Annotated in this window: 9 protein-coding genes, 5 tRNA genes, 2 rRNA genes and 1 other annotated feature; of the genes, 15 read left to right on the top strand and 1 reads right to left on the bottom strand. The window is 29.3% G+C overall.

Annotated elements, in window-relative coordinates; translation table 11 throughout:
- The 10 genes from G594_RS0111090 to G594_RS0111045 form a co-directional block, all read left to right on the top strand.
- A 23S ribosomal RNA gene (locus tag G594_RS0111090) occupies positions 1-308 on the top strand; the annotation flags it as partial.
- A gap of 100 nt (positions 309-408) precedes the next feature.
- Positions 409-525: ribosomal RNA gene (rrf, locus tag G594_RS0111085) — 5S ribosomal RNA — on the top strand.
- A gap of 7 nt (positions 526-532) precedes the next feature.
- Positions 533-609, top strand: a tRNA-Ile gene (locus tag G594_RS0111080).
- A gap of 4 nt (positions 610-613) precedes the next feature.
- Positions 614-689, top strand: a tRNA-Ala gene (locus G594_RS0111075).
- A gap of 220 nt (positions 690-909) precedes the next feature.
- Complete coding sequence (locus G594_RS0111070; protein ID WP_027098646.1) at positions 910-1,410, top strand: HD domain-containing protein; 501 nt, start codon at positions 910-912, stop codon at positions 1,408-1,410.
- 15 nt (positions 1,411-1,425) lie between these two features.
- Positions 1,426-1,938 carry a transcription repressor NadR gene (locus G594_RS0111065; RefSeq protein WP_027098645.1) on the top strand — a complete coding sequence of 171 codons (513 nt, stop codon included), beginning with the start codon at positions 1,426-1,428 and terminating at the stop codon, positions 1,936-1,938.
- Between the two features lie 19 nt (positions 1,939-1,957).
- Positions 1,958-3,352, top strand: coding sequence for an NAD(P)/FAD-dependent oxidoreductase (locus G594_RS0111060; protein ID WP_027098644.1), 1,395 nt, complete (start codon positions 1,958-1,960; stop codon positions 3,350-3,352).
- A gap of 9 nt (positions 3,353-3,361) precedes the next feature.
- Positions 3,362-3,592, top strand: coding sequence for a DUF1667 domain-containing protein (locus G594_RS0111055; protein WP_027098643.1), 231 nt, complete (start codon positions 3,362-3,364; stop codon positions 3,590-3,592).
- 58 nt (positions 3,593-3,650) lie between these two features.
- Positions 3,651-3,843 (top strand) — a binding site (T-box leader).
- A 58-nt stretch (positions 3,844-3,901) separates the two neighbouring features.
- Positions 3,902-5,179: a serine--tRNA ligase gene (gene serS / locus G594_RS0111050; protein WP_027098642.1), complete on the top strand. Its 1,278-nt coding sequence runs from the start codon at positions 3,902-3,904 to the stop codon at positions 5,177-5,179.
- A 217-nt stretch (positions 5,180-5,396) separates the two neighbouring features.
- Positions 5,397-5,487, top strand: a tRNA-Ser gene (locus tag G594_RS0111045).
- Between the two features lie 38 nt (positions 5,488-5,525).
- On the opposite strand, the gene G594_RS0111040 is transcribed toward G594_RS0111045, so the two are convergent.
- A complete protein-coding gene (locus tag G594_RS0111040; protein WP_027098641.1) occupies positions 5,526-6,335 on the bottom strand; it encodes an HAD-IIB family hydrolase in 810 nt (269 codons plus the stop codon).
- Positions 6,336-6,474: 139 nt separating this feature from the next.
- On the opposite strand from G594_RS0111040, the gene G594_RS0111035 reads away from it, so the two are divergent.
- The 5 genes from G594_RS0111035 (at position 6,475) to addA (ending at position 15,026) form a co-directional block, all read left to right on the top strand.
- Positions 6,475-6,565: transfer RNA gene (locus G594_RS0111035), tRNA-Ser, on the top strand.
- A gap of 25 nt (positions 6,566-6,590) precedes the next feature.
- A tRNA-Ser gene (locus G594_RS0111030) sits at positions 6,591-6,681 on the top strand.
- A gap of 130 nt (positions 6,682-6,811) precedes the next feature.
- A complete protein-coding gene (locus G594_RS18800) occupies positions 6,812-7,798 on the top strand; it encodes a serine hydrolase (protein ID WP_051195980.1) in 987 nt (328 codons plus the stop codon).
- Positions 7,799-7,903: 105 nt separating this feature from the next.
- Positions 7,904-11,338, top strand: coding sequence for a helicase-exonuclease AddAB subunit AddB (gene addB / locus G594_RS0111020; RefSeq protein WP_027098640.1), 3,435 nt, complete (start codon positions 7,904-7,906; stop codon positions 11,336-11,338).
- Positions 11,325-15,026, top strand: coding sequence for a helicase-exonuclease AddAB subunit AddA (addA, locus tag G594_RS0111015; protein ID WP_027098639.1), 3,702 nt, complete (start codon positions 11,325-11,327; stop codon positions 15,024-15,026). The genes addB and addA overlap by 14 nt, the downstream gene beginning before the upstream one ends.
- Positions 15,027-15,183 lie beyond the last annotated feature (157 nt).

Raw genomic sequence — 15,183 nt, 5'->3', positions numbered from 1 at the left:
GTCGTGAGACAGTTCGGTCCCTATCCGTCGCGGGCGTAGGAAATTTGAGAGGAGCTGTCCTTAGTACGAGAGGACCGGGATGGACTGACCTCTGGTGCACCAGTTGTTCCGCCAGGAGCACAGCTGGGTAGCTAAGTCGGGAAGGGATAAACGCTGAAAGCATCTAAGCGTGAAGCCCACCTCAAGATGAGATTTCCCATAGCATAAGCTAGTAAGACCCCTTGAAGAACACGAGGTTGATAGGTCAGAGGTGTAAGTGCAGTAATGTATGTAGCTGACTGATACTAATAGGTCGAGGGCTTGACCAAGTTAAAGATATTTCAATGATTATGTGCAATTTTCAGAGAACAACTCTGAAAATATGTTGACAAAATAAAATATAGTTTGTATAATTTATTTTGTAATGAATCTGGTGATGATGGCATAGAGGAAACACTCCTTCCCATACCGAACAGGAAAGTTAAGCTCTATAGCGCCGATGGTACTGCATGGGAGACTGTGTGGGAGAGTAGGATGTTGCCAGGTAACAACTGGATCTTTAGCTCAGTTGGTTAGAGCAACCGGCTCATAACCGGTAGGTCCGGGGTTCGAGTCCCTGAAGGTCCACCATTTTGGGGGTATAGCTCAGTTGGGAGAGCACCTGCCTTGCACGCAGGGGGTCAAGAGTTCGAATCTCTTTATCTCCACCATAAAAGGAATTACTAAAAGTAATTCCTTTTTTTTGTATAAAAAAGTATGATGAAAAAATCACTTCTGAATCTACAATTTTCATAAAAGAGCTATTATTTAAGTTTTAATTAAATAATAGTCTTTTTATTTATATATGAAATATTGTGAGAGAATTGATAGTAGATATTGATAGTGATAATATTAATACGTACACAAGTTTAAATGAGAGGTATAATTATTATGTTATATAGAGTAAAACAATTTATATGGGCTATTACGGCACCATTTATACCTATTAATGAAGAGATATTAAATAAATATTTAAATAAAGAAGAAAAAATTTTATTTGATAAGTTATGTACATCAGATAAGCATCACTCTATAAGAGTTTGTAAAGATGCATTAAATATATATTCAAATAAAACTAATATAGATGAAAGGAAACTGGCTAAGATAGCTTTGCTACATGATATAGGAAAGAGTGAGCATAAATTGAATGTAATTGAAAAATCAGCTTTAGTTGTTTTAGATAGGTTTATGAATGGAAAGTTTATTAAATATAGTAATAATAAAAAGGTAGATTTATATTATAATCATCCTAAAAAGTCTATTAATATGTTAAAAAAATCAAATGGAGTATATGATAAAGAATTTTTGGAAGCTATAGAAAAACATCATTATAAAAATATAGGATCTAATATTTATTTAAAAATTATAAAAGAGTGCGATGATAATAATTAAGGTAGGGGGATTTAGATGAATTCTAATGAGAGACGAAAAGACATTATGAAAATGTTACTTAATTTAAGGGAACCAGTTAAAGGAAGTAATTTAGCAAAAAAATATAATGTAACAAGGCAAATAATTGTTAAAGATATAGCTTTATTAAGAGCAAGAGGAGAAAATATTATAGCAACCCCAGATGGATATATGGTAGGTGGAGATAAAGTTAATAAGATTACTGTCATAGTTGCTGTTAATCATAAAGAAGATGACTTAGAGCATGAATTGGGGGCTATAGTAAAGTATGGAGGGGTTGTGGAAGATGTTATTGTAGAACACCCTTTATATGGAGAAATAAAAGGAATGTTAATGATAAAAAATTTAAATGATTTAGAGAGTTTTATAAAAAAATATAATAATAGTAGTGCAAAGATGTTATCTATGTTGACAAATGGAATACATCTACATACTATATCTGCTGATACACAGGATAATATAAATTTAATATTAGATGAACTAAATAAAAGAGGTTTTTTAATTAAGTAGGGTGGAGGAATAATATTTAATGGATTATGATGTATTAATTTTAGGTGGTGGAATATTAGGATGTTCTGTTGCTTATGAAATGTCAAAGTACAATTTGAATATTGCATTAATAGAAAAAGATTATGATATAGTTGATGATATATCCTTTGTGAATACATCAGTAGTTTATGATGGTTCAGAGACATCAAATGAGTTAATGTCATCTCTTGAGAAAAATGGGAGTAAGTTAATCGAAGAGGCATGTTCTAAATTTAATGTTGCCTATAAGAAGGTAGGAGCTTTAAGGATAGTATCTGATGAAAAAGGTATAGATGATTTAATTAATATGTATGATAGAGCTAAAAAAAGAGGTATAGAAAACGTGCATTTAATCGAGAGTTCAGATGTATATGATATAGAACCTAATATAAAGTATGATGTAAAAAAATCATTATACTCAGAAAATGTAGCGATAATAGCCCCTTATGATTTAGCTATAGCATATGGAGAGGTAGCAGCAGATAATGGAGTAAACTTTAGGTTTGAGGAAGAGGTATTAGATATACAGAGCATATCAAAAGGATTTAAGGTAACTACAAATAAAAATAAATTTACATGTAAAGCTGTAATTAATACTATTCCAGATAAGAAATATATGATAGATGGTGAAGAAATTGATAGGCACGAAATAATGAATAACACAACTTATTTAGTAGTAGATGGTGATGATGGGAATTATCTAAATAAAGTCATTATTAATACAATAGATGAAGATAAATTTGTTTTAAATATACCTAATTTATCTAACGGATATATTATTGGAATTAAAAGTTCTCATCAATTAACTGTAGAAGAGGGAATAAAATATGCTAATAAGGTATTTCCAGAGGTTAAAATAAATAATATAAGTAATATATTTAACGAAGAGTGCAATAAAAACTTAATGTATATTGATGATAGTAAAATTGATATGGGTTATATAAGTATAACAGGAACTCACTATGGGAAAATTACAATTGCACCTGCTATAGCTAAAACAATGAGCTATACTATAGCAAATAATATGAAAGCTACTTATAAAAAGAACTTTGTTGATAAGAGAAGAGAAGTATATAGATTTAGGGAAATGAATAAAAGTCAAAGGAATGAAATAATTTCATTAGATAAGAGATACGGAAATATAGTATGTATTTGTAATCAGGTATCTGAGGGAGAAATAGTTGATTGTATAAGAAGGCCATTGGGGGCAAGAACTATAGAAGGAATAAAGAGAAGAACTGGCGCAGGTCTTGGAAGTTGCTATGGTTCATATTGTGATAGAAAAATATTGAATATTTTAGCAAGGGAAATGAATAAAAGGCCTAGTGATATAGTAGAAGATTCAAAGAATTCTCAATTATGGCCTAGTAGAATTAAAGAATTTAAAGGTGTTTAGGGAGATAATATGAAAGAAACATTTACGAGTATAGTAAGGATAAAGGGCGACGAAAAAAATCGTGTTATATCTGTAAAAAGCAATAAAGAAGTTGATAGAAGTGATTTTGTTGAATTTTCTAAGGTACTAAGTAGAATATATGTTGGAAGTTCAACTAAAGCTGGTGATATTATATGCAAAAATATACTTAATACAGGTATAGATATAATTTGTACAAAGAATATAGATAATAATGTTTAGTAAAATATTGACAAGAAACAACGACTTATAATATAGTAATGATATATTATAATTTAATATTAAACCTGTGAAGAGGCTAGTAATAATAATTACAATTTTAGAGAGTCAGTGGATGGTGTAAACTGATATTTAGTTATTATGAATCCACCTTGGAGGGACTGTGATGAGCAGTACGGGAAACCGTTAAATTATTTAAGTGGATAGATTTTTCTATCAATTAGGGTGGCAACGCGGAGTCTTTCGTCCCTTTTCAAGGGATGAATAGACTCTTTTTTATATGTAAATTAATATGTAGGAGGAATTTGATAAATGTTAGAATTAAAATTTGTAAGAGAGAATCCTGAAGTTGTAAAAAAGAATATTCAAAATAAGTTTCAAGATAGTAAGCTTCCATTAGTAGATGAAGTTATAGCTTTAGATATCGAAAATAGAAAGACAAAAACAGAGGCTGATGAATTAAGAGCATCAAGAAATAAGATATCAAAGCAAATTGGTGCTTTAATGGGGCAAGGTAAGAAAGAAGAAGCTGAAGAAATAAAGAAGCAAGTTACAGCTCAATCTGAGCGTTTAGCACAATTAGAAGAAAAAGAATCAGAATTAGATAAGAAGATTACTGATATTATGATGGTTTTACCTAATATAATTGACCCAACTGTTCCAATAGGAAAAGATGATAGCGAAAATGTTGAGTTAGAGATTTTTGGAGATCCAGTTGTACCTGAATTTGAAATTCCATATCATACAGATATAATTGAAAAGTTAAACGGAATAGATTTAGATAGTGCAAGAAAGGTTGCTGGAAATGGATTCTACTACCTTATGGGAAATATAGCTAGACTTCATTCAGCTATTATTTCATATGCAAGAGACTTCATGATAGATAGAGGATTCACATACTGCATACCTCCATTCATGATAAGAAGTAATGTAGTTACTGGAGTAATGAGCTTTGCTGAAATGGATGCAATGATGTATAAAATTGAAGGTGAAGATTTATATTTAATAGGTACAAGTGAACATTCAATGATTGGTAAATACATAGATACAATATTACCAGAGGAATCATTACCTCAAACTTTAACTAGCTATTCACCTTGCTTTAGAAAAGAAAAGGGAGCTCATGGAATAGAAGAAAGAGGTATATATAGAATTCATCAGTTTGAAAAACAAGAAATGATAGTTGTATGTCATCCAGATGAAAGTAAGATGTGGTTTGATAAGTTATGGAAGAATACTGTTGATTTATTTAGAACTTTAGATATACCAGTAAGAACTTTAGAATGTTGTTCAGGAGATCTAGCAGACCTAAAAGTTAAATCTATAGATGTGGAGGCTTGGTCACCAAGACAAAAGAAGTACTTTGAAGTTGGAAGTTGTTCTAACTTAGGAGATGCACAAGCTCGTAGATTAAAGATACGTGTAAATGGTAAGGATGGTAAGTACTTCGCTCATACATTAAATAATACTGTAGTTGCACCACCTAGAATGTTAATAGCATTCTTAGAAAATAATTTAAATGAAGATGGATCAGTAAATATTCCAAAAGCATTACAGCCATATATGGGTGGGATGAGTGTTATAAAGTAATTATTTAGGCTAGTTATCAATTGATGACTAGCTTTCTTTTATTGAATAATAAAATAGGGTATTGATATAAATAATTGAAGTATATTGTGATATGAAAAACATGAAGAGACGTGAGAAATAGAAGAATTTAATCACATTATTTTATATTTTAAATAAAAAAAGTGAAATTTTTATTGACATACTATATAAAAACTTGGTATAATACAATTCGTGATATGGAGAGATGGTCGAGTTGGTTTAAGGCACCGGTCTTGAAAACCGGCGTACCTTCACGGGTACCCAGGGTTCGAATCCCTGTCTCTCCGCCACAAAAAAACTCAACAAATTGTTGAGTTTTTTTTTATTTCTAAATACAGTTGTGAATGAACTTTGCAACAGAGTTATCTGTGTTTTTGCCAATTATTTTAGTTGAAATATCTTTTAGATCTTGTACAGCATTTCCAACAGCATAACATTCGTCAGATATATTAAACATAGGAATATCATTTAAATTATCACCAAAGGTTATTAAATTTTCAAAGTTATATCTATTTTTTATCATGCTAATAGCATTTGCTTTTGAAGACTTTATGTCATATATCTCTAGATTAATTATATCCTTATTATAGGTATCTCTATATTTAACAATATATAAGTCACTAAGTAATTTTAATTTTTCATATAGTGTGATAATTTTATCTTCATAGTCCATGATTGTAAAATATAAAACATCAAAGTTTGGATTTAATTCTCCCTGGATGAAGGTTTTATATTTAGTTGCTTTTCTTGAATTATAAAATTCTAACTGGTAAGGATGTACAAGTTTATCATAATATACGTAAAGGTGATTATTATTAATAGTATAAATAAAAGCATTAATATTAAAAGATTTTATTAGTCGATATACTTCTAATCCTTTTTCCTTTGGTAGAGAAGTGAAGTTTAAATATTTATTATTCTTTATATCATATATTGCTGCACCGTTCATAGTTATTATGGGAAGCTTTATATTAATATCTTTTAGTATATTAACAATAGTGGCTGGAGTTCTTGCGGTTGCAATAGTAAAATTAATACCACTTTCTATTGATTTATTTAATAAAATAGCACTTTCTTTAGATACCTCAGCAGAATTATTCAATAAAGTACCATCTAAGTCTGAAACAAATAAAGTCATACTTTACCTCCTAATATAAGATACTTTATTATATAATATAAATTAATTATTTTAAAATAATCTATAAAAATATAATTTAATTTTAAATAATCTGTTGACAATATATTGTGTGGTTGATATAATAGCATCTGTAAGTTATGGAGAGATGGTCGAGTTGGTTTAAGGCACCGGTCTTGAAAACCGGCGTACCTTCACGGGTACCCAGGGTTCGAATCCCTGTCTCTCCGCCATTATATTTTTATATAGAAGGCACATGGAGAATTACTCAAGTGGCTGAAGAGGCGCCCCTGCTAAGGGCGTAGGCTGGGCAACTGGCGCCCGGGTTCAAATCCCGGATTCTCCGCCAAAAGGCATCTAATTTTTGTTAGATGCTTTTTTTATATTAAAAATATTACAAAAGGGTAACAAATTTTATTTGTCCGTAAAATTATATGTGTTACAATTTATAGTGTATTCATATACGGTGGGGGGATAAAGTGAAGAATAGTATGAGGAATAACGTTAAGAGAAAGCAAATGCTTATAGTGATTATAATAGTTATATTAATTTCTAGTGTTGGACTTATTGGGGTATCTAATGTGATTACAACAAAGGCAGATGATCGAGAAAAGTTAAAAGTTAAGAATGAAAGAATAATGAAGTTAAATGAACAAATTAAAGAAATATATGATAATGAAAATAAAGCTATAGATGAAGCAATAAATACTATGGTAAACGGATCAAATAATTACGGAGTTTATTATGAAGATTTAATAAGTGGACAAGTTATAGCTTACAATGAAAATAAATATTTTACTGCAGCAAGTACTATTAAAGTGGCACTTGTTATGAATGTTGCAGATACAATACAGCGAGGAGAATTAAAAGAGACTGATACAGTACTTTATACATCTGAAGAATATGAGGGAGGAACGGGGATACTTCAAGATTACGTAGTTGCTGGTAAAACAGAGGTAGAGGTTTCTAAGCTTATGGAACTAGCTATAACTTATTCTGATAATATAGCTACACAGATGTTAAAAAAGACCTGTGAGCCAATAAGCTCCTATGTATTAAGAATGACTGGTGAGTCTAGAAATGATGAAATAAATAATTTAACAGCAAAACAGCAAGGGATAATATTGAGGAGATTATATGATAACCCAGATAATAATCCACTTTATGATATTATAATAGAACACATGAAAAATACTATTTTTCATGATAGATTGGATAAATATCTACCTTATGAGATAGTAGCTCATAAAATAGGAAGTTATAACGAATATACACATGATACAGGAATAGTATATTCAGAAAGACCATATTCATTATCTGTTTATACGAAATCTATTAATCCTGAACCTATAGCCAAGCTTTCAAAGATAATATATGATTTAAAAATAAGTACTGATGAGAAAGTTAAATCATTAAAAGAATCGTATAAAAATGAGTATGGTATAGATTTAGAAGAAGTTAATTAGAGTATCTAACAAAGATACTCTTTTTTTATATTTATAATACTTATAAAATAGAAATATAGGGAAAGTATTAAAAGAAGAGATTAAATTCTTATAGGAGTAAAAAGTATGGGAATAAGATTTATTTATGGCAGGGCAGGAAGCGGAAAAAGTACATATTGTTTAAATTCAATAAAGAATAGGCTAAATGATAATAATGGTAATACATTAATTTACTTAGTACCTGAACAATATACATTTCAAAGAGAAACTATGTTATTAAAAGATGTAGGAGAAGAAGGCTTATTGAGAGCGCAAGTTTTAAGTTTTAAAACTATGGCTCAAAAGGTTTTCGATGAATGTGGTGGAAGAGTTCATGATAGAATGAGAGATGTTGGAAAGAGCATGCTTATTCATAAAATATTGCAAGAAAGTGAAGAAAATCTTCAATATTTTAATAGAATTTCAAAAGAACAGGGATTTACAGATATAATATCAGAAACTATAACTGAATTTAAGAAGTATAACGTTACTCCTAGTGTATTAAGAGAAGGATTAACTAAAATAGATGATGAGGAGTTAAAATCAAAGTTAACAGACTTAGCTAATATATTTGAGAAATTTGATATAAGTATTTCAGAAAACTTAGTTGATACTGATGATGAACTAACATACTTAGCAAATAAGTTAAATAATTGTAGTTTATATGATAATGCAGAGATATGGATAGATGAATTTACAACATTTACTCCTCAGCAGATGGAGGTAATAAAAGGATTAGCTAAGAAGTGTAAGGAAGTAAATATAGCTCTTTGTATGGATGAAGTTAGCAGTGGTGATGATAGTGAAGTAACTGATATATTTAATTCATTAAAAACAACAGAATTAAGAATACTTAACATGATGAGAGATGAGCATATAGGATATGAGAAACCAGTAAATTTAAATGATAATAAAAATAATAGATTTAAATATAACCATGAGTTAAAGCATCTAGAAAAGTATTTCTTTACATATCCATTTAAAAGTTATAAGCAAGATGTAAATACTATACGTTTGTATAAAGCTAATAATTCTTATGATGAAGTTGAGAATGTAGCAAAGGAAATATTAAGATTTGTAAGAGATAAAGGATATAGATTTAGAGATATTTCAGTTGTATGTAGAAATATAGATGATTATGAAAAAATAGCTACAGTTATATTTAATGAATATGATATACCATTTTTCTTAGATAAAAAGATTGATATATTAAGCAACCCATTAATCGTTCTTATATTATCATCAATAGAAGTTATGATTAGAAATTGGTCATATGAAAGTGTATTTAAATATCTGAAGAGCGGTTTAGTTAACATTGATAGTAATGAAATAGATATTTTAGAAAATTATGTGCTTGCTAATGGGATAAAAGGATTTAAGTGGACTAATGAATTAAGCATATCAGAAGAAGATAATGATGAGATAGATCCTATAAAAGTTATGATTAAGGTTAGAGAACCATTAATTAAGTTACATTCTAGAATAAGAGGTAATAAGAGTGTAAAAGCAATATGTACTGCTATTTACGAGTTCTTAATTGAGCTAGACTGCTTTAATAGGATAGAAGAGTGGATAAGTGAATTTGATGAGTATGGTATGCAAAGTAAGGTTATGGAGTACCAACAAGTATCAGAGATAGTGATAGATATATTAGATCAGGCAGTTGATGTTATAGGAGAAGATTTAATTACAATAAATGAATTCTATAAGATTTTAAATGCAGGATTTCAAAACAGGGAGATAGGTATAATACCAGTAGCATTAGATCAAGTAAACATAGGAGGTATAGGAAGAATAAAGGGGAGAAATGTAAAAGTACTATTTATAGTTGGAGTTAATGATGGGGTATTACCAGCGGCAAATAAGGATGAAGGTATTTTATCTGATAGGGATAGAGATTTGCTTAAAGAAAATGGGATAGAGTTATCATCAAGTACTAGGGCTAAGGTCTTTGAAGAACAGTATATGGTATACACTGCGTTAACATTAGCTAGTGATTACTTAATGATAAGTTATCCTATGGCTGACTTTGAAGGAAAGTCATTGAGGGCATCTATTGTAATACCAAGATTAAAGAGGATTTTTCCTAAGCTAATAGAAGAAAGTGATTTATTTAATTTAAAGGAAAAATCAGATAAGTATAGCAAGGTTACTGCTCCAATACCAACTTTTAATGAATTAATATTAGCCTTAAGAAGAAACTACGAGAATGAAGATGTAGAGGATTATTGGAAGGATGTATATTGTTGGTATAAAGATAAGGAAGAGTTTTATAATAAGTCAGGAAATATACTTGAAGGGTTAAAATATTCTAATGATGGAGAAGTAGTAGCTAGAGAAAAACTTAAGAAGTTATATAGCATAAAAGATGGTAGATTACTATTTAGTGTTTCAAGATTAGAAAATTATGCAGAATGTCCATTTTCATATTTTATAAAATATGGCCTTAAAGCTAGGGATAGAAAAGTATATGAATTTTCAGCTCCAGATTTGGGTTCTTTTATGCATGAAATTTTAGATGAGTTCACTAATAAGGTTAAGAGAGAAAGAATATCTTGGTCAGAATTAAACTCTGAAAGATGTAGGAATATAGTATCTGATTTAATAGAAAAAAAGCTGATTGAAGATGGTAATTCTATACTTAATAGTAGTAAAAAATATAAGTATTTTACTAATAGATTTAAAAGAGTTATAGCAAAGTCTGTATCAGTTTTAGCTGAACAAATGAGAAAAGGACAATTTGAGATATTTAGTAATGAATTTCAATTTGGTAATTTAAGAGATGGAGCTCCAATTAAGCTAGAACTACCTTCGGGAGAAGAGATATATCTTACTGGAAGAATAGATAGAATAGATAGTTTAGATCTTCATGGAAACACTTATATAAGAGTAATAGATTATAAATCAGGTTCTAAGAAGTTTGATTTAAATGAATTATATTATGGATTACAAATTCAGTTATTAGTTTATTTAGATGCGATTCTTAAGAATTCGGAATATATACTTCATACTCAAGCTATGCCAGGGGCAATATTATATTTTAAAATTGATGACCCTATTATAAAAAGTAAGTCAGAGCTTCAGGATGAGGAGATAAGAAAACAAGTATTAGATAAGCTAAAGATGAATGGATTGCTTTTAAAGGATGCTGAATTAGTAAAAGCAATGGATAACGATATGGAGACATATTCATTAGTAATACCAGCAACATTTAAAAAGGATGGAGATTTTTCTTCAAATAGTTCAGTAATTACTGAAGAGCAATTTAACATATTAAGAGAATACGTTAATTTTAAGATGATTGAGTTATGTGAGGATATGTTAAGTGGAAAAATAAGAATAGAGCCATGTAAGAATCAAAGAACTTCTTATTGTGATTACTGCGATTATTCAGCTATATGTCAATTTGATACGAGTATAAAAGATAATAAATATAAACTTGTTTTAAAGAAGGATGATAAAGAAATATGGAATGATATGATAGAAAAGGTTAAAGGAGGTTCAGAGGATGGGGGAAACTAAGTGGACAGAAGAACAGCTTAAGGCGATAGAGACAAGAAGGTGTAACTTATTAATAGCAGCAGCAGCCGGTTCGGGAAAAACAGCTGTATTAGTTGAAAGAATAATAAGAATTATAACAAATGAAGAGGATCCAGTAGACATAGATAGATTATTAGTTGTTACGTTTACTAGTGCAGCTGCATCAGAGATGAGGGAAAGAATAGCATCAGCTATAACAAAAGCATTAGAGAAAAGTCCAAATTCAAAGAACCTTCAAAAGCAACTTACATTATTAAGTAGAGCTAATATAACTACAATGCATTCTTTTTGTTTAGACGTTATAAAAAATAACTTTCATATAATTGATTTAGACCCTGCCTTTAGAATATTAGATGAAACAGAAGGAATGTTATTAAGAAGTGAAGTATTAGAGGAATTATTTGAAGATAAATATGAAAATGATGATAAAGAGTTTTTAGATTTAGTAGAAGCGTATAGTGATTCAAAAAGTGATGATAAGTTAAAAGATATAGTATTAGATTTATATAAATTCTCAATGAGCGGCCCATGGCCTCAAAGATGGTTAAGAGATAAGAGTGAAGAATTTAATATAAATACTATTGAAGAATTAGATAAGAGTTCGTGGATGAAAGTATTTATAGAAAATTTAGTTATTGAGTTACAAGGGTTAATTAGTATGGAGGAAAAGGCATTAGAGTTATGTGAAGAAACTAGTGGTCTTGAACCTTACATAGATACCTTTAGAGATGATATAACAATGCTACGAATGATATATGAACATCTAGGTGCTGGAGTAGAGGAAATATATAATAGATTATCTTCAGCTAGTTTTTCAAAGTTAAAAACTGTAAGGAAGAATAATGTATCTAATGAGAATGTTCAAGGTAGAGTAAAATCTATAAGAGATGATGTTAAGAAGAAAATAAATAAGTTAAGAGATGAAATATTTTCTATGACACCAGATGAAATGTTACATTCAGTTAAAGCATCCTATACTTATATGAAGGCACTATCTAGTCTAGTGATAGAATTCCAAGACAGGTTCTCTAATGCTAAAAAGGAAAAGGGAGCTTTAGATTTTAATGATTTAGAACATTTATGTTTGAAGATATTAACTAGTGAGGACTCAGGGGTTGCTGATAATTTTAAGGAATATTTTGATGAAGTATTAGTAGATGAGTATCAGGATTCAAATGCGGTTCAGGAAGCAATTATAGATTTAGTATCTAGAAAATATAGTAATGATCCTAATGTATTTATGGTTGGAGATGTTAAACAAAGTATATATAGATTTAGACAGGCAAAGCCAGAATTATTCCTTGAAAAGTATAATACTTATTCAAAAAAACAAGGAAAAAATATAAAAATTCAACTTTATAAGAACTTTAGAAGTAGAGATGAAGTAATTAAAGGTGTAAATTATATATTTAAGGAGATAATGTCTAGAGTTGTTGGGGAGTTAGAATATACTGATGAAGAGGCTTTGAATTTAGGTGCTAGTTATAGTAAAACAGAAGATGATAACTATGTAGTTGGTGGAAAAATAGAATTAAATATATTAGATAAGTCAACAGAGGTTGAGGAAGAAGTATTAATTGAAGAAGAAGATTTAGGCACTATAAACCTAGAGGCTAGAATTGTTGCTAACAGAATAAAAGAGTTATTAAGTAATAAGGATGGGAAAGTATTTAAGGTATTAGATAAAGGAACAGGAGAATATAGACCTGTAACGTATAAAGATATAGTTATACTATTAAGAGCTACAAAAAATTGGTCAGAAGTATTTTTAGATGAACTTGGTGCTGAAGGAATACCAGTTTATGCTGATACTGGATCAGGATATTTTGAATCAATAGAGATAAGAACTATAATGTCTTTACTTAAAGTGATAGATAATCCTATGCAAGATATACCTTTAATAGCTCTATTAAGGTCACCTATAATGAGTTTTTCAGCTGAAGATCTTACCAATATTAGATTAGTAGATAAAGATAAATATTTTTATGAGAATATAATATCTATATCAAAGGAAGAATTTGATTGTGAGAAAGAGCTTATTGAAAAGTGTAATATTTTCTTAGAGAGATTAAGTGTATGGAGAAAGAAATCTATATACACACCAATAGATGAATTTATATGGTATCTATATACGGATACTGCTTATTATGGATATGTTGGAGCAATGCCAAATGGAGTGTTAAGACAGGCCAATTTAAGAATACTTTTTCAAAGAGCTAAGCAATATGAACAAACAAGTTTTAAAGGATTATTTAATTTTATTAACTTTATCAATAAGCTAAGAAAGTCTTCAGGGGATATGGGAAGTGCTAAAGTTTTAGGTGAGAATGAAGATGTTGTTAGAATAATGAGTATACACAAAAGTAAAGGTCTTGAGTTCCCAGTAGTATTTGTGTGTGGCTCAGGAAAGCAATTTAATTTAATGGATTTAAATAATAATATCTTATATCATGAAGAGCTAGGATTTGGTCCAGAACTTGTTGATTTAGATAAGAGAGTAAGTTATCCAACTTTACCTAAGGAAGCAATAAAGCAGAGAATAAGGCTTGAAACATTATCAGAAGAAGTAAGAATTCTTTATGTTGCATTTACTAGAGCTAAGGAAAAGTTAATAATAACCGGTGCCGTTAATGGATTGGAAAAGTGGATAACTAAGTGTTGTAATGCTGCAGCTTTAGACAAGGATATAATACTTCCATCAGAAGTATTAAAGGGTAAATCTTATTTAGATTGGATTGGGATGGCTATATGTAAACATAAAGATGGAGAAATTTTAAGAGAGTTAGTTGGATCAAATGATATAAGGATAAAAGATGATTTATCCACATGGAGTGTAAAAACATGGACTAAATCTGATTTAGTTGTGGATAAAAAAGATTCTGATGTGGATGAAATTAATGAAGATAATCTGTTAATAAATTCTGATTGTTCATCTGTGGATAAAGAAATAGAAAGAAGATTAGATTTTAGATATAAGTTTAGAGAATCTACATTAATAAAAAGTAACTTTTCAGTTTCTGAACTAAAAAAGAAGAATTTTGAACAGGTTCCTGTAATAGATACAGAAAATTTATTTAAAGAAGATATATGTAATATAAAGCCTAAATTCTTGCAAGAAGAAAGAGGACTTACAGCAGCTGAAAAAGGTACAGCGATACATTTTGTAATGCAGAAGATAGATTTAAGTAGAGTAAATACTATTGAAGAAATAAAAATACAATTAAAAGATTTTGTTGATATGGAACTACTTAGTAAAGAAGAATATAAAGTAATAAATCCATATAAGGTTAAGAAGTTTTTCATTAGTAAACTTGGGGAAAGAATGTTAAGTGCATATAATAGAGGAGATATAGTATATAGAGAGCTACCATTCTATACAGAGATAGATGTTCATAGAATAAATCCTGATTTACCGAAAGAGGTTGAAGGGGATAAAGTTAGATTACAAGGAGTTATTGATAGTTTCTTTTATGAGGATAATGAAGTTATACTTTTAGATTATAAAACTGACTATGTTGAACAAAGTAACGAAGAAGAGTTAATAAATAAGTACAGAATACAAATTCAGTATTATAAAGAAGCTTTAGAAAAAATAACCAAGACGAAAATAAAGGAATGTTACTTATATTCATTTTATTTAGAGAAGGAAATATTAGTTGAGGTGAACTAGAAAATATCTAGTTCACCTCCTTTTTTATGTCTAGGAAAGTATAAAATTTCAATTAGCTATAAATCAAAGGTATTATTACATTTTCATATTAAAAAATATAAAATAAAGGATAGTAATTTTATAATTTCCTTACCTTTAGTACGTATGGAGTAGATAT

Source organism: Clostridium paraputrificum AGR2156, assembly GCF_000424025.1.
In the GTDB taxonomy this organism is placed as follows: Bacteria; Bacillota; Clostridia; order Clostridiales; family Clostridiaceae; genus Clostridium; species Clostridium paraputrificum.
Note: the sequence above shows the minus strand (reverse complement) of the source record. Positions and strands in the feature narration are given on the sequence as shown.